Source organism: Flavobacterium sp. UBA6195, from assembly GCF_002422095.1.
Lineage (GTDB): Bacteria > Bacteroidota > Bacteroidia > Flavobacteriales > Flavobacteriaceae > Flavobacterium.
Genome location: NZ_DITB01000087.1, coordinates 20,456 through 36,566, shown reverse-complemented (window position 1 = coordinate 36,566; position 16,111 = coordinate 20,456). Strand labels below are relative to the sequence as shown.

Sequence of the window (16,111 nt, the reverse complement as noted above, 5' to 3'; positions counted from 1 at the left end):
AATTAGTGGGACTTTATCAATGGGTATGGAATATTGATGGAGGTTTTAATTGGTATGCAGGTGCAGGTGCAGGTATTGGTAGTTGGAACTACAATAACTCTGGAATAAAAGATAATGGTAGTTTTGTATTAGCTGCAGGTGACATAGGTATAGAATATAATTTTAGTGAAGCCCCTATTCAACTTTCATTAGATTTCAGACCTGAAATTTACTTTGGAGGAGATTATTCTGATTTCAGAGATGGTTTTGGACCCGATATTGCATTAGGAATTAGATATAAATTTGATTAAGATATTATTATAAAAAAAACCTGACTAAATTTAGTCAGGTTTTTTTTATAATAATAAATATGTTATCCTAATACTTCTTTTACTTTTTTACCAATCTCAGCTGGAGAATCTACAACGTGAATTCCGTTTTCTCTCATGATGCGTTTTTTAGCTTCTGCTGTATCATCAGCACCACCAACGATTGCACCTGCATGACCCATTGTTCTTCCTTTTGGAGCTGTTTCACCTGCGATGAATCCAACAACTGGTTTACGATTTCCGTCAGCTTTAATCCAACGAGCAGCATCAGCTTCTAATTGACCTCCGATTTCACCAATCATGATGATAATTTCAGTTTCTGGGTCATTCATTAATAATTCAACCGCTTCTTTAGTAGTTGTTCCAATAATTGGGTCACCACCAATTCCGATAGCTGTAGTAATTCCTAAACCTTGTTTTACAACTTGGTCAGCAGCTTCATATGTTAAAGTACCTGATTTAGATACGATACCAACTGTTCCTTTTTTGAAAACGAAACCAGGCATAATACCTACTTTAGCTTCTTCTGGAGTAATTACACCAGGACAGTTAGGACCAACTAAACGGCAATCTTTTCCTTTAATATAATCATACGCTTTAATCATATCTGCAACTGGAATACCTTCAGTAATACAAATGATTACTTTGATACCAGCCTCAGCAGCTTCCATAATTGCATCCGCAGCAAATGCAGGCGGAACGAAGATAATTGAAGTATCTGCTCCTGCTTTTTCAACAGCATCTTTAACTGTGTTGAAAACAGGACGGTCTAAATGCATAGTTCCTCCTTTTCCTGGAGTTACACCACCTACAACATTTGTTCCGTATTCAATCATTTGTGAAGCGTGGAAAGTTCCTTCGCTACCTGTAAATCCTTGAACAATTATTTTTGAATTTTTATTTACTAAAACGCTCATGATATATGAATTAAATTGTGTTTAAATTTGTGATGCAAAAGTAAGTTTTTTACCAATTAATCACGAAATTTTAATAGTATTTTTTTAGTTAGGTTTGCTAATTTGGTATCCTTTTACAATTTTATTGCCGTCAAATTCCCAAATAACAACAAATTTTGCAATAAGAATAAACTCTTTTGGATTTTCTATAGTAGTAACTTTATGATTGTATTTCACTACAAATTGATTGTTTTCCTCGATAATATGTGAAATTTCCATATAAGAATCAACATAATTTTGTTTCAGCTCATTTGCTAGATTAACAATATCCTGTTTATTCATCTTAACATTACCTTGAGAACTATCCCAATCTAAAACAAAATCATCTTGTAAAAGTTCATTTAAAAAAACTTCATTTCGAATACCGTCTTCTTTATACAAAAATTCGATTTTTTCTTTATTTGTCATTTTGTTTTAATTTTTCAATAATTTCTGGAATACGTTTTACGTTGGCCAATTGTTTTAATTTCTCACGAGATTCTTCAATTGGAGTTCCAAAATATGTTTTTCCTCCTTCAATTGATTTGGTAACTCCGGTTTGTCCCATAACAACAGCTTTTGAACCAATAATAATTCCGCTTGTAGTTCCAACTTGTCCCCAAAGGGTAACTTCATCTTCGATAACCACACAACCTGCAATTCCAGTTTGTGAAGCAATCAAACATTTTTTACCAATTACAGTATCGTGACCTACATGCACTTGATTGTCTATTTTAGTTCCAGCTCCAATAGTAGTATCGCCTGTAACTCCTTTATCAATCGTACATAAAGCACCTATTCCCACATTATCTTCAATAACTACTCGCCCACCTGATAACAATTGGTCAAAACCTTCTGGACGTTTTTTATAATAGAAAGCATCAGCTCCTAAAATGGTTCCAGCATGAATCATTACGTTATCACCAATTACGGTGTTATCGTAAATCGTAACATTGGCATGAATCAAACAATTTTTACCAATTTGAACATTGTGTCCAATGAAACAATTGGGTTGAATAACCGTTCCTTCTCCTATTTTAGCAGAATCAGAAATAGCACTATTTGATGCTTGAAAAGGTCTGAAATGTTTCGTAAGTTTATTAAAATCTCTAAAAGGATCATCAGAAATCAACAACGCTTTTCCTTCTGGACATGCCACTTCTTTATTAATTAAAATAATAGTTGCAGCCGATTGAAGTGCTTTGTCATAATATTTAGGATGATCTACAAATACAATATCTCCTGGCTCCACCACATGAATTTCATTCATACCGTGAACAGGAAAATCAGCATCACCCACAAAATTACAATTGATAATTTGGGCAATATCTTTTAGAGGATAAACTTTTGGAAATTTCATTTAATATTGATTAATGGATAGCAATTAGTGATAAGTAAAATAAAAAGAGTAATTAGTTCTTTGGTTAATTACTAATTACTCTTCACTTTTTACTTTTAATTATTCTTTTACTCTTTCCATGTAGTTTCCAGTTGCTGTATCAATTTTGATTTTATCACCTTCATTGATAAACAACGGAACGTTTACTGTAGCTCCTGTTTCAACAGTTGCAGGTTTTGTAGCATTAGTAGCTGTATTTCCTTTAACTCCTGGCTCAGCATAAGTCACTTCTAAAACGATAGAAGCTGGCATATCTACTGATAAAGGCGCTTCTGTTTCAGCGTTGATTTGAATCATTACATTAGTTCCTTCTTTTAATAAATCTGGAGCATCTAATACTTTTTTGTCTAATGTAATTTGCTCAAATGATTCGTTATTCATGAAGTGAAATTGATCCCCTTCAGCATATAAATATTGAAATGTATGTGTTTCAACACGTACTTCATCAATTTTGTGTCCAGCAGAAAATGTGTTATCTAATACTTTTCCGTTTGTTAACGATTTTAATTTTGTTCTTACGAAAGCTGGTCCTTTACCTGGTTTAACGTGAAGAAACTCGATGATTTTATAAATATCGTTATTGTATTTGATACATAATCCGTTTCTAATATCTGATGTACTTGCCATTTTGTTTGTATTTGATGTTTATTAACTAATTTTTAAATCTTAAATTGAACTTGTATAACCTTTCATGATTCCTCGAGAAGAATTTTTGATGAAATCTAGAATTTCATCGCGCTCTGGAGTTGCCTCCATTTCAGCTTCAATAATACTTACTGCTTGAGAAGTATTGTAGTTTTTTTGATATAAAATTCTATATATATCCTGAATCTCTCTAATTTTTTCAGTTGTAAAACCTCTTCTTCTTAAACCAACAGAATTGATTCCTACATATGAAAGTGGTTCTTTTGCAGCTTTTGTGTAAGGAGGAACATCTTTACGAACCAAAGAACCGCCAGAAATCATAGCATGGTCTCCAATAGAAATAAATTGGTGTACTGCTGCTAAACCTCCTATGATAGCAAAATTACCAACCGTAACGTGTCCAGCTAAAGCAACACCATTTACGATAATTGCATTATCACCAATATGACAATCATGTGCAATGTGAGCAGTTGCCATAATCAAACAATTTTTACCAATTACCGTTTGACCTGAGGCTACTGTTCCTCTATTAATTGTTACACATTCTCTTACAGTTGTATTATCGCCAATAACAGCTAATGAGTCTTCACCACCAAATTTTAAATCTTGTGGAACCGCTGAGATTACAGCTCCTGGAAAAATATTGCAATTTTTACCAATACGTGCCCCTTCCATTATGGTTACATTTGAACCAATCCAAGTTCCTTCTCCTATTTCAACATTGTTATGAATAGTAGTAAAAGGATCAATTACTACGTTTCTTGCTATTTTGGCACCTGGGTGCACATAAGCTAATGGTTGATTCATATATCTTTTAGTTATTAGTAATTAGTGATTAGTGATTAGTCTTTTATGTAATTTTAACTAATTCTAAATTCTAATTGCTTTGTTTTTACTATTTCACTTTAACTATTTGCGCCATTAATTCGGCTTCTGAAACTAATTTACCATTTGCATAGGCATACGCTTGCATATGACAAATACCTCTTCTGATTGGTGATAACAAATCACATTTAAAGAATAAGGTATCGCCTGGTAGTACTTTATTTTTAAACTTAACATTATCGATTTTCATAAAATAAGTCAAGTAATTTTCTGGATCTGAAACTGAGCTCAAAATTAGAATTCCTCCCGTTTGAGCCATTGCTTCAATTTGTAATACTCCTGGCATAACAGGTGCTCCTGGAAAATGTCCTATAAAGAAATCTTCATTCATAGTCACATTTTTTAATCCTACCACATGAGTATCTGTCAATTCTAAAATTTTATCAACCAACAAAAATGGTGGACGATGAGGCAGTAAATTCATGATTCCATGAATATCCAATACGGGTTCTTTGTTAATGTCATATTGAGGAACATTATTTCGCTCTTCAGCTTTAATAATTTTAGCCATTTTTTTTGCAAACTGGGTGTTTACATAATGGCCAGGTTTGTTTGCAATTACTTTTCCTTGAATACGAGTTCCGATTAATGATAAATCTCCTACAACATCTAACAACTTATGACGAGCCGCTTCATTAGGAAAATGCAACGTTAAGTTATCTAAAATTCCATTTGGTTTAACAGAAATAGTTTCTTTATTAAAGGCTTTTTTCAAATTTTCCATTGTTTCTGTAGAAATCTCTTTGTCCACATAAACAATAGCATTATTCAAATCTCCTCCTTTAATTAGCCCATTATTCAACAAAGCTTCTAACTCGTGTAAAAAACTAAATGTTCTACAATCTGCAATTTCCGATTTAAAATCTTTGATTCCTTTCATTGTTGCATTTTGAGTACCTAGCACTTTAGTACCAAAATCAACCATGGTTGTAACGCAATATTCTTCTGATGGGATAACCGTAATTTCGCTACCTGTAGCTTCATCTAAATATGAAATAACCTCCTTAACTACATATACTTTTCTATCCGCATCTTGATCAACAATACCTGCTTTTTCAATAGCTTCTACAAAATATTTTGAAGAACCATCCATTATAGGAAGTTCAGATGCGTTTAATTCAATAATAATATTATCTAAATCACTACCTACAATAGCAGCCAAAACATGTTCAGGTGTTTGAATCATAACGCCTCTTTTTTCAAGATTTGTACCACGTTGTGTATTCACTACATAATTAGCATCTGCTTCGATGATAGGTTGACCTTCTAAATCAACCCTAACAAAGGTAAAACCATTATTAACTGGCGCAGGTTTTAATGTCATAGTAACCTCTTGCCCAGTATGAAGTCCAACACCTTTTAGGGAAATTTCGTTAGCGATGGTTTTTTGTTTAACCATGATTATAATATTTATTTTGGATTATTGTTTTTTTAAATTTTCGATATCTGCAACAATTTTAGGTAAATTTCTAAAATGAACAAAAGACTTAGCAAAATCACCATAATTGAAGGCTGGGCTTCCTTGAACTACTTCACCATCTCCTAAGCTTTTACCTATTCCTGATTGTGCTTGAATTTTAACATTATTACCAATTGTAATATGCCCAACAATTCCTACTTGACCACCAATCATACAATTTTTGCCAATTTTTGTAGAACCCGCAATTCCTGTTTGAGAAGCAATTACTGTATTTTCGCCAATTTCAACATTATGAGCTACTTGAATATGATTATCAAGTTTGACTCCTTTTCTTATTATTGTTGAACCTAAAGTAGCTCTATCGATTGTAGAACAAGCTCCGATTTCTACATCATCTTCTATGATAACATTACCTATTTGTGGTACTTTTTTGTAAGTTCCGTCTTCTTGAGGTGCAAATCCAAATCCATCAGAACCTACAATAGTTCCCGAATGAATTGTACAATTGTTACCAATTACCGTTTCTGAATAAATTCTTACTCCTGCAAAGAAAACGCAACCATCACCAATAATTACATTATCACCAATAAAACTATTAGGATAAATTTTCACATTGTTGCCAATAACTACATTTTTACCAATATAGCAAAAACTACCCAGATATAAATCTGAACCATAAGTAACTCCTTCAGAAATAACAGAAGGTTGCTCAATTCCTGATTTCATCAATTTTACTTGATTGTAATACTCTAAAAGTTGAGAAAACGCTTTATATGCATCTTCAACTTTTATAAGAGTTGTAGAAATTTCTTGTTCAGGCTCAAAGGTGTTATTAACAATTGTAACTGTTGCTTGAGTAGAATAAATATGATTAATATATTTTGGATTAGCAAGAAAAGTTAAAGAACCTTCTGTTCCTTCTTCTATTTTAGCCAATTTGTAGACTTCCGCTTCAGGATTACCTACCACTTCGCCTTGTAAAATTCCTGCTATTTGAGCTGCTGTAAACTTCATTTATTTAATTTATTCGATTTAATCAGACCACATGAAACCACTTCATCTTGGCAAAAATATAAAATTTAATTAAAATGTTAACGTTCTAACAAGACTTTTGGAAAACAAATAAAATATTTTGTAACGGGTTTTGATAATGCTTTTAAATGCAATTGGTCTGATGCTTCCACTACATCTTCAATGGTTTTATCCTTTTTCAAAATTCGGATAGGCTCACTTGACTTGCTGTAGGCTTGATTTTTCAACTTGCCTTTGAATACAAAATAATCTGCTTCTTTATCAGAAATACCAGTAATTGAAACATATTTATCTTTAAAAGCTAACAAGTTCTCTTTGTTAGGTTTATCATCACTCATTTGAATCTTTAGTAAATCACGATTAAGTATCATTCGGCAAAGTGATTGTAACACAAAATCATCATGAAATTGCCAAACTTTTATCGCACCTAAAACATCATAATCATCTAAATACGAAAACTTATCTAAAACACTTTTATCGAAATCAGCCAAGGAAATTTTGTTTTGTAAAAAGAATTGCAACGGTTCGCTACATGGCAAAACAATTCCTTTTTGAGTTAATTCTTTGGCACGCTTTAAAATTTTGGTCAAGATTAATTCCGCAACAACACTAGTTTTGTGCAAATACGCTTGCCAATACATCAATCTTCTAGCCACCAAAAACTTTTCAACCGAATAAATTCCTTTTTCTTCGATAACCAAATAATCATTTTGAACATTCATCATTTGGATTAAACGTTCGCTGTTGATGTTACCTTCGGCTACACCGCTGTAAAAACTATCGCGTTTTAGATAATCCATTCGATCCATATCCAACTGACTTGATATTAATTGCAACATGAATTTTCTATGATATTCGCCTTTAAAAACTTGAATCGCAAGTGATAATTTCCCATCAAATTCTTTATTTAATTGTTCCATAAATAAGAGCGATAATTCTTCATGATGCACTTCTTCGACAATACTATGTTCCATAGCGTGACTGTACGGACCGTGGCCAATATCGTGTAACAAAATCGCAATATACAGCGCATTTTCTTCTTCTTCCGAAATAGAAACACCTTTAAATTGCAAGGTTTGAACCGCTTTTTGCATGATGTGCATACAACCTAAAGCATGATGAAAACGTGTATGATGCGCTCCTGGATACACCAAATACGACATTCCCATTTGGGAAATTCTTCGTAAACGTTGAAAGTAAGGATGCTGAATTAAATCATAAATTAAACTATTGGGAATGGTAATAAAACCATAAATAGGATCGTTAAATATTTTGAGTTTGTTGGTTTGGCTCACAATTTGATAATTTTAGTAACAAATGTAGCGATTTTTTACAAAATGAAATCGTTTAAAAGTATTGAAAATTTTATACAATATTTAATACAAACCTCGTTTAATAAATAGTAACTTGCACACAAATTAAGAAATATGAGTCAGATAAAAATACTTTGGGTAGACGATGAAATTGATTTATTGAAACCCCATATCTTGTTTTTAGAAAAGAAAAATTATCACGTAACCACTTGCAATAACGGACAAGACGCTATCGATTTGTTCGAAGAAAATAATTTCGATATTGTTTTCTTAGACGAAAATATGCCAGGTTTAAGCGGTTTAGAAACTTTATCTGAATTAAAAGAAAAGAAATCTTCGGTTCCGGTGATTATGATTACCAAAAGTGAAGAAGAATACATCATGGAAGAAGCCATCGGTTCTAAAATTGCCGATTATTTGATAAAACCGGTAAATCCAAATCAGATTTTATTGAGTTTAAAGAAAAATTTAGACCATTCACGTTTAATTTCTGAAAAAACAACTTTGGATTACCAGAAAGAATTTCGAAAAATTGCAATGGATATGGCTATGGTTCGTACCTATGAAGATTGGGTAGAATTGTATAAAAAACTGTTGTTTTGGGAACTTGAGTTGGAAAACATAGAAGACCAAAGCATGGTAGAAATTTTAGAAAGTCAAAAAATAGAAGCTAATGTGCAATTTGGAAAATTCATCGAACGTAATTACGAAGATTGGTTCCAACCAAAAGCAGACAAACCAATTCTTTCTCATGAAATTTTTGGTGAATTAGTTGCACCTGAAATCCGTAAAAAAGACAAACCCATTTTATTTGTTGTCATTGATAACTTACGTTACGACCAATGGAAAGCGTTTGAAAGTGTGGTAAACAATCACTACAAATTAGAAAAAGAAGTGAGCTACTTCTCTATTCTGCCAACGGCAACTCAATATGCGCGTAATGCTATTTTCTCGGGATTAACTCCGTTGGAAATGGAAAAGAAATTTCCACAATATTGGAAAAACGATCCTGATGAAGGTGGTAAAAATCTGTACGAAGGCGAATTTTTAACAGAACAATTAAAACGTTTGGGATTAAACATCAAACAAGAATATTATAAGATTACCAATTTTGCTTCGGGAAAAAAATTAGCAGATAATTTCAAATCATTAAAAAACAACGATTTGACTACGATAGTTTATAATTTCGTAGATATGTTATCGCACGCTAAAACCGAAATGGATGTAGTGAAAGAATTGGCTTCAAACGATAAAGCATATCGTTCTTTAACGGCAAGTTGGTTCAAGAATTCTCCACTTTTGGATATGATTCAACAAGCACAACAACTTGGTTTTAAATTAATTATAACCACTGACCACGGAACTATTAATTGTAAAAATCCGTCAAAGGTAATTGGTGATAAAAATACGAGTTTGAATCTTCGCTATAAAACAGGAAGAAGTTTAACTTATGAAGACAAAGATGTTTATGCTGTGAAAGATCCGAAGAAAATTGGATTACCAGCTCTAAACATGAGTAGCTCTTTTATTTTTGCGAAAAACGATTTATTTTTGGCTTACGTAAATAACTACAATCATTATGTGAGTTATTACCGAAATACCTATCAACACGGTGGAATTTCGTTAGAAGAAATGGTGATTCCATTCTTAGTTTTAGAGCCGAGGTAATAGTGTTCAGTATTCAGTCAAAAGTGTTCAGTAAAAGTAAAATTTAGTATGACCGTAATTTACAGTTTAGAAGAAATAAATGCCATTGCAAAACAGATTCTTGCTACACCTTCGTTAAAGAAAATCATTACTTTTCATGCGCAAATGGGTGCTGGAAAAACGACTTTAATTAAAGAATTGGTCAAAGAATTAGGCGTAAAAGATAATTCAAGTAGCCCAACATTTTCTTTAGTAAACGAATACAGAACTTTTGAAGGCGAAACGGTGTATCACTTTGATTTATATCGTTTAAATTCAGAAGAAGAAGGTTATGATATGGGATTAGACGAATATTTTTATTCTGACAATTGGTGTTTTATTGAATGGCCAGAAAAAACGCCAAACTTAATTCCAATTGACCATGCGAGTATTTCCATTAAAATTTTACCAAATGGTAAACGTGAACTAACACTCAAAAATTAAATACATAAGAGAATAGAAAATCAACTTCTATTCTCTTTTTTTTGTGAATCTATTTCCCAAGTCTAAAATTATTCCTAATTTAGAACCTCAAAATCAAAAGTAATGTCGATATACACTCCTTTTTCTGCTTCACAATTGCTTCCACAAGAAGAAAAACTTGAAGTAGCGCGTCATAAAAGCGAATTATTCATAGGAATTCCAAAAGAAACATCCTATCAAGAAAGAAGAATTTGCTTAACACCAGATGCGGTTTCTTCATTAGTTTCGCACGGACATCGCGTAATGTTAGAATCAGGAGCTGGAGAAACTTCAAGTTATACAGACAAAGAATACAGCGATGCAGGTGCCGAAATTACGCAAGACACCAAAAAAGTTTTGGGTTGTCCCATGATTTTAAAAGTAGAGCCACCTACTCTTACTGAAATTGAAATGATGAGTACGCAAACGATTGTGATTTCAGCTATTCAATTAAAAACTCAGAAAAAAGAATATTTTGAAGCTTTAGCAGCTAAAAGAATTACTGCTTTAGCATTTGAATTTATAAAAGACGAAGATGGTTCGTATCCAGCAGTAAAATCGTTATCTGAAATTGCAGGAACTGCTTCCATATTAGTTGCTTCCGAATTAATGATTGGTGAGAACATCGGAAAAGGTTTACTTTTTGGAAATATCACCGGAGTTCCACCAACAAAAGTTGTCATCATTGGCGCTGGAACTGTTGGTGAATATGCCGCTAGAACCGCTTTAGGATTAGGTGCTCATGTAAAAGTCTTCGATAATTCGATTACCAAATTACGTCGTTTACAAAACACCTTAAATCAAAGAATTTTTACTTCCACCATTCAAGAAAAATCGCTTTTAAAAGCATTAAGACGTTGTGATGTTGCTATTGGCGCTATGAAAGGAAAAAACAGAGCTCCAGTTGTAGTTACAGAAACTATGGTCGAACATATGAAAAAAGGGGCTGTAATTGTAGATGTGAGTATTGATACGGGTGGTTGTTTTGAAACTTCCGAGGTCACTACACATGAAAAACCAACTTTCATTAAAAATGGAGTAATTCATTATTGTGTGCCGAATATTCCTTCTCGATATTCTAAAACAGCATCTATGTCTATTAGTAATATTATTTCCCCTTTCTTATTACAAATTGCAGATGATGGTGGGATTGAAAGTGCTATCCGTTGCAATAGAGGTTTGAAAAACGGAATTTACAGCTATCACGGCTTATTAACTAATAAAGCGATTGCAGATTGGTTTAATTTAGAATATCGCGATATCAATTTGATTGTTTTTTAAAGTTAAAATCTAGGGACTATGTGTGTAATTTAAACTAAATTTGCACAAAATTATAATTTATGAAGTTTCAGTTTCGTTTAGCATACTATTTATTTGGCATATTTTTAGGAGGAGTTTTTGTTATGTGGTTTTTAAAAGCTAAAGCCGATGACAAAGGGGTTGAGTTTTGTTACTTGCCTAATTGCCGAGTTTTAAAAGATTTAAGAAGCAAATCATTAGAAATTGATTCTTTAGCAAAACAATCGTTAGATGCAAAATGGGTTACTTTAGAAGATATCCGTCAAAGTTTACGCTATGGTGATGTAGATTTTTCAAAAAGTAATGAAGCTTATAGAAAAGGTAAGATTTATGTTATTGAAGGTAGAACTTCTAAAAATGAAGAGATTACGATTACAATGGTCAATTATACCAACAAAGTCTTATTAGAAAAGATAGAAAAAAAGTAATTTTTTTTAACTAAACACTTGCAGAAACAAATATTCCTTGTATATTTGCACTCGCAACACTGTAATAGTAAAGCACTTTATTGGGGCGATTAGCTCAGCTGGTTCAGAGCACCTCGTTTACACCGAGGGGGTCGGGGGTTCGAACCCCTCATCGCCCACCAAAATTAAATCCTACATTTCTGTAGGATTTTTTGTTTTATTGATATTTATATCAAACCATAAAAAAAATCCCGCATTAGCGGGATTTTATCATTCATAATTTTCTTCTCTCTTTTTCTTTCTTAATCAACGTTAGTTCTCGACTAGTTTGACCAGCTACCGAAGTGTTTTCTTCTGCTCTTCTTATTAAATAAGGCATCACATCTCTTACTGGACCAAAAGGCAAATATTTTGCAACATTGTATCCTTCTGCGGCTAAGTTAAAACTGATGTTATCGCTCATTCCTAATAATTGTCCGAAGAAAATACGTTTATCATTTTTAGCAATTCCTTTTTCTTGCATCAATTGCATCAATTTGTATGAACTTTCTTCGTTGTGAGTTCCTGCAAAAACAACCATTTTATCAATATGCTCAACCATATAAGCTACAGTAGTATCATAATTAATATCTGTTGCTTCTTTAGATTCACAAATTGGCGATTTTTGTCCACGCTCTGCTGCTCTTTCATTTTCTTTTTCCATATAAGCGCCACGAACCAATTTCATTCCAATGTAAAATCCTTCTGCTTTTGCTTGTTCGTGAAGATTTTTTAAATAATCTAATCGATCCCAACGATACATTTGCAATGTATTAAAAACAATTGCTTTTTGTTTGTTGTATTTACGCATCATATCGGTTACAATAGCATCTGCAGCATCTTGCATCCAACTTTCTTCTGCATCAATCAATAATAAAACATCTTTTTCAAATGCTGTTTTACAAGCAATATCAAAACGTTCGATTACACGATTCCATTCTTTTTGTTCGTTTTCTGTCAAATGAGCTTTATCTCCTATTTTTTCGTATAGTGCTAAACGTCCAAATCCAGTTGGTTTAAATACTGCAAACGGAATCGCTTCTCTTTCTCTAGCAAATTCAATTGTTTTTAAAGTCATGTTCAAAGCTGCATCAAATTGTGCCTCTTCCTCCTTACCTTCAACTGAATAATCTAAAACCGAAGAAACTCCTTTTGTATACATTTTATCTACTACACGAAGGCAATCATTCTCGTTAACACCACCACAAAAGTGATCAAAAACAGTAGAACGGATCAATCCTTCAACTGGCAAATGAGCTTTTAAAGCAAAATTAGTAACTGCTGTTCCAATTTTGACTAGAGGCTGACTATCGATTAATTTGAATAAAAAATAAGCTCTTTCTAACTCGGTGTCACTTTTTAAAGCAAAAGCAACTTCTGTATTATTAAATAGTGTGTTCATTGTGTTTTGTAATAAAGTGATACAAATATACGCCACAGTTATCGAATAATAAATAAAAAATGACGTATTTTGCAGTCAAATTTTACACATTTTCATGCAAACCATACAAGCAACTAATTATTCCGTATTTTTTAATGAAACAGGCTATGAAAAATTAGCTTCGTATCTTGTTCCAACGCATTATTCTAAAATTTTTATTTTGGTTGACGAAAATACCTCGCAGTATTGTTTACATCATTTATTAAATAATTTGGCAACAGAAATTGAAATTGAAATCATTGAATTAGAAGCAGGTGAAAGTCATAAAAATATAGCAACTTGCACCGAAGTCTGGGCTGCTTTGTCTGAATTAGGTGCCGATAGAAAAAGCCTCATCATCAATTTAGGTGGTGGCGTAATTTCTGATTTAGGCGGATTTGTAGCTTGTACATTTAAAAGAGGAATTGATTTTATTAACATTCCTACTACGCTACTTGCTATGGTTGATGCTTCAATTGGTGGAAAAAATGGGGTTGATTTAGGTAATTTAAAAAATCAAATCGGGATTATTCGCGAACCTAAAGCTGTAATTATTGATACTGAATTTTTATGTACTTTATCGCAAAGAGAAATGCGCTCCGGATTAGCTGAAATGTTAAAACATGGATTGATTTTCGATAAGAATTATTGGGATAATTTTAAAAATCTAAATGATTTAAGTACACATGATTTGAATGAGTTAATTTACCAATCTATTCAAATAAAAAATACTATTGTTTGTGAAGATTTAACTGAAAATGGCATCCGAAAAGCACTTAATTTTGGACATACTTTAGGTCATGGAATCGAAAGCTATTTCTTAGAAAACGAAAACAAAACTAGTTTACTTCACGGTGAAGCAATTGCTGCAGGAATGATTTTAGAAAGCTATATTTCTAAAGAAAAAGGATTACTAAGTAATGAAGAGTATCACGAAATTAAATACATCATAAACGATATTTTTGAACGTATTGAATTCGATGAAATCGATATCAATCAAATCATTGAGCTATTGATTTACGATAAGAAAAATGAATTCGGAAAAGTACAATTTGCCTTACTTGATGGAATCGGAAAAATCAAAATCAATCAAGAAGCAGACAACGAATTGATTTTCAAGGCGTTTGAAGATTATACTGTCTGATTATTTTTTTAAATTTTCTTTAAATAATAGCCATTTTATTTTTTAACTTTGCGCCCATGAAAGAAAACAACTATACGAACAATTTCAACAGAATTCTTAGCAATAGGAATGCTGACTTATCTATTATTGATCGTTTGTTCTTTTCTATTTTTTGTTTTCATATAATTGATTTATTCGCGTTATCGAAAACTTTTAGTGAAAAACTATTAATTCGATTTGCAAATATTAGGGTTTGAAAATTAAGGTTTAAAACAGTAAAACATTTAAGCTTTTTTAATTTTTAATCTTATTTTTCAAAATGAATACAAAATATTACGACTTAATTAATCAGACTTTTTACTTTCCACAGGAAGAATTTACTTTAAACAAAGACAATCTTCAATTTCATGGTATCGATTTAATGAAATTGGTAGAAGAATATGGTACTCCACTTAAGTTTACCTATTTACCAAAAATTTCTCAAAACATCAACCGAGCTAAAATGTGGTTTAGAAATTCAATGGAAAAACACGGCTATGAAGCCAAGTATTTCTATTGCTATTGTACTAAAAGTTCGCATTTTGAATTCATTTTAAATGAAGCTTTAAAAAATAACATCCATATTGAAACCTCTTCTGCATTCGACATCAACATTGTTGAAAGTTTGATGGAACAAGGAAAAATCAATAAAAATACTTTTGTTGTATGTAACGGATTTAAACGCGATCAATATGTAGCTAACATTGCGCGTTTAATCAATAACGGACATAAAAATACCATTCCTGTAATTGATAATTTTGAAGAATTAGATTTACTACAAGAAGAAATCGATGGAAAATTCAAAATCGGAATTCGTATTGCTGCTGAAGAAGAACCAAAATTTGAGTTTTATACGTCTCGTTTAGGAATTGGTTATAAGGACATTGTTCCTTTTTATAGAAAACAAATTGCTGACAATAAGAAAGTGGAATTAAAAATGCTTCACTTCTTTATTAACGCTGGTATTCGTGACACAGCCTATTATTGGAACGAATTATTAAAATGTATGAAAGTGTACATTGCTTTGAAAAAAGAATGTCCTTCTTTAGATAGTTTGAACATTGGTGGTGGATTCCCTATTAAAAATTCATTAGCTTTTGATTACGATTACCAATATATGGTAGACGAAATCTTAAATCAAATCAAAATCGCTTGTGATGATGCAGAAGTTGCTGTTCCTCACATTTTTACAGAATTCGGCTCGTTTACTGTAGGTGAATCAGGTGGCGCTTTGTACCAAGTGTTGTACCAAAAGAAACAAAATGACAGAGAGAATTGGAACATGATTGATTCATCTTTTATCACTACTCTACCCGATACTTGGGCAATCAACAAACGTTTTGTTATGATGGCGGTGAATCGCTGGAATGATACTTACGAACGGGTTTTACTTGGTGGATTAACTTGTGATGGAGACGATTATTACAATTCGGAACAACACATGAATGCGGTTTATTTACCAAAATACAATAAAGAAAAACCATTATATATTGGATTCTTTAATACTGGAGCTTATCAGGAAACCATTGGTGGTTTTGGAGGATTAAGTCATTGTATTTTACCACAACCAAAGCACATTTTAATTGATAAAGATAAAAACGGTATTATTGCAACCGAAGTATTTTCAGAGCAACAAAAAGCCGAAGATGTTTTAGAAATTTTAGGATATAACAAGAAAAAAGAACAATAAAATAAAAAG

The 16,111-nt window shown here is 32.3% G+C and carries 15 protein-coding genes, 1 tRNA gene and 1 pseudogene; 8 read left to right on the top strand and 9 right to left on the bottom strand.

Annotation, left to right across the window (positions count from 1 at the left end; genetic code table 11):
* Positions 1 to 290, top strand: a pseudogene (locus B4I81_RS07945) (hypothetical protein); the annotation flags it as partial.
* Positions 291 to 352: 62 nt separating this feature from the next.
* Here B4I81_RS07945 and sucD read toward each other — a convergent pair.
* The 8 genes from sucD to B4I81_RS07905 all read right to left on the bottom strand — a co-directional run bounded on the left by sucD (position 353) and on the right by B4I81_RS07905 (position 7,919).
* The gene (gene sucD / locus B4I81_RS07940) at positions 353 to 1,225 is read right to left on the bottom strand and encodes a succinate--CoA ligase subunit alpha (RefSeq protein WP_073584625.1); all 873 of its coding nucleotides are present in this window, start codon (positions 1,223 to 1,225) and stop codon (positions 353 to 355) included.
* Positions 1,226 to 1,309: 84 nt separating this feature from the next.
* A complete protein-coding gene (locus tag B4I81_RS07935) occupies positions 1,310 to 1,672 on the bottom strand; it encodes a nuclear transport factor 2 family protein (protein ID WP_291109437.1) in 363 nt (120 codons plus the stop codon).
* Positions 1,662 to 2,603: a UDP-3-O-(3-hydroxymyristoyl)glucosamine N-acyltransferase gene (locus B4I81_RS07930; RefSeq protein WP_291109435.1), complete on the bottom strand. Its 942-nt coding sequence runs from the start codon at positions 2,601 to 2,603 to the stop codon at positions 1,662 to 1,664. The genes B4I81_RS07935 and B4I81_RS07930 overlap by 11 nt, the downstream gene beginning before the upstream one ends.
* Positions 2,604 to 2,702: 99 nt before the next feature.
* On the bottom strand, positions 2,703 to 3,269 hold the full coding sequence (gene efp / locus B4I81_RS07925; protein ID WP_026725820.1) for an elongation factor P: 567 nt from the start codon (positions 3,267 to 3,269) through the stop codon (positions 2,703 to 2,705).
* 39 nt (positions 3,270 to 3,308) lie between these two features.
* Positions 3,309 to 4,094 (bottom strand): acyl-ACP--UDP-N-acetylglucosamine O-acyltransferase, encoded by a 786-nt coding sequence (gene lpxA, locus B4I81_RS07920; protein WP_231841674.1) that lies wholly within the window; start codon positions 4,092 to 4,094, stop codon positions 3,309 to 3,311.
* Positions 4,095 to 4,182: 88 nt separating this feature from the next.
* A complete protein-coding gene (locus tag B4I81_RS07915; RefSeq protein ID WP_291109432.1) occupies positions 4,183 to 5,571 on the bottom strand; it encodes a bifunctional UDP-3-O-[3-hydroxymyristoyl] N-acetylglucosamine deacetylase/3-hydroxyacyl-ACP dehydratase in 1,389 nt (462 codons plus the stop codon).
* Positions 5,572 to 5,592: 21 nt separating this feature from the next.
* Positions 5,593 to 6,606 (bottom strand): UDP-3-O-(3-hydroxymyristoyl)glucosamine N-acyltransferase, encoded by a 1,014-nt coding sequence (lpxD, locus tag B4I81_RS07910; RefSeq protein WP_291109430.1) that lies wholly within the window; start codon positions 6,604 to 6,606, stop codon positions 5,593 to 5,595.
* A gap of 77 nt (positions 6,607 to 6,683) precedes the next feature.
* Positions 6,684 to 7,919, bottom strand: coding sequence for an HD domain-containing protein (locus B4I81_RS07905; RefSeq protein ID WP_291109428.1), 1,236 nt, complete (start codon positions 7,917 to 7,919; stop codon positions 6,684 to 6,686).
* Positions 7,920 to 8,051: 132 nt separating this feature from the next.
* Between B4I81_RS07905 and B4I81_RS07900 the strand changes: the two genes are divergently transcribed.
* The 5 genes from B4I81_RS07900 (at position 8,052) to B4I81_RS07880 (ending at position 11,973) form a co-directional block, all read left to right on the top strand.
* Positions 8,052 to 9,605, top strand: a complete 1,554-nt coding sequence (locus B4I81_RS07900) for a bifunctional response regulator/alkaline phosphatase family protein (protein WP_291109426.1) — start codon at positions 8,052 to 8,054, stop codon at positions 9,603 to 9,605.
* Positions 9,606 to 9,653: 48 nt separating this feature from the next.
* Positions 9,654 to 10,067 (top strand): tRNA (adenosine(37)-N6)-threonylcarbamoyltransferase complex ATPase subunit type 1 TsaE, encoded by a 414-nt coding sequence (tsaE, locus tag B4I81_RS07895; protein WP_026725814.1) that lies wholly within the window; start codon positions 9,654 to 9,656, stop codon positions 10,065 to 10,067.
* A 102-nt stretch (positions 10,068 to 10,169) separates the two neighbouring features.
* A complete protein-coding gene (locus tag B4I81_RS07890; RefSeq protein WP_291109424.1) occupies positions 10,170 to 11,366 on the top strand; it encodes an alanine dehydrogenase in 1,197 nt (398 codons plus the stop codon).
* A 59-nt stretch (positions 11,367 to 11,425) separates the two neighbouring features.
* Positions 11,426 to 11,812 (top strand): DUF4258 domain-containing protein, encoded by a 387-nt coding sequence (locus B4I81_RS07885; protein WP_194095637.1) that lies wholly within the window; start codon positions 11,426 to 11,428, stop codon positions 11,810 to 11,812.
* Between the two features lie 83 nt (positions 11,813 to 11,895).
* Positions 11,896 to 11,973 (top strand) — tRNA-Val (locus B4I81_RS07880).
* A 92-nt stretch (positions 11,974 to 12,065) separates the two neighbouring features.
* Here B4I81_RS07880 and B4I81_RS07875 read toward each other — a convergent pair.
* Positions 12,066 to 13,232 (bottom strand): proline dehydrogenase family protein, encoded by a 1,167-nt coding sequence (locus B4I81_RS07875; protein WP_291109422.1) that lies wholly within the window; start codon positions 13,230 to 13,232, stop codon positions 12,066 to 12,068.
* A gap of 94 nt (positions 13,233 to 13,326) precedes the next feature.
* Between B4I81_RS07875 and aroB the strand changes: the two genes are divergently transcribed.
* Positions 13,327 to 14,394: a 3-dehydroquinate synthase gene (gene aroB / locus B4I81_RS07870; protein ID WP_291109420.1), complete on the top strand. Its 1,068-nt coding sequence runs from the start codon at positions 13,327 to 13,329 to the stop codon at positions 14,392 to 14,394.
* 298 nt (positions 14,395 to 14,692) lie between these two features.
* Positions 14,693 to 16,102 (top strand): arginine decarboxylase, encoded by a 1,410-nt coding sequence (locus B4I81_RS07865; RefSeq protein WP_291109418.1) that lies wholly within the window; start codon positions 14,693 to 14,695, stop codon positions 16,100 to 16,102.
* The last annotated feature ends 9 nt before the right edge of the window (positions 16,103 to 16,111 follow it).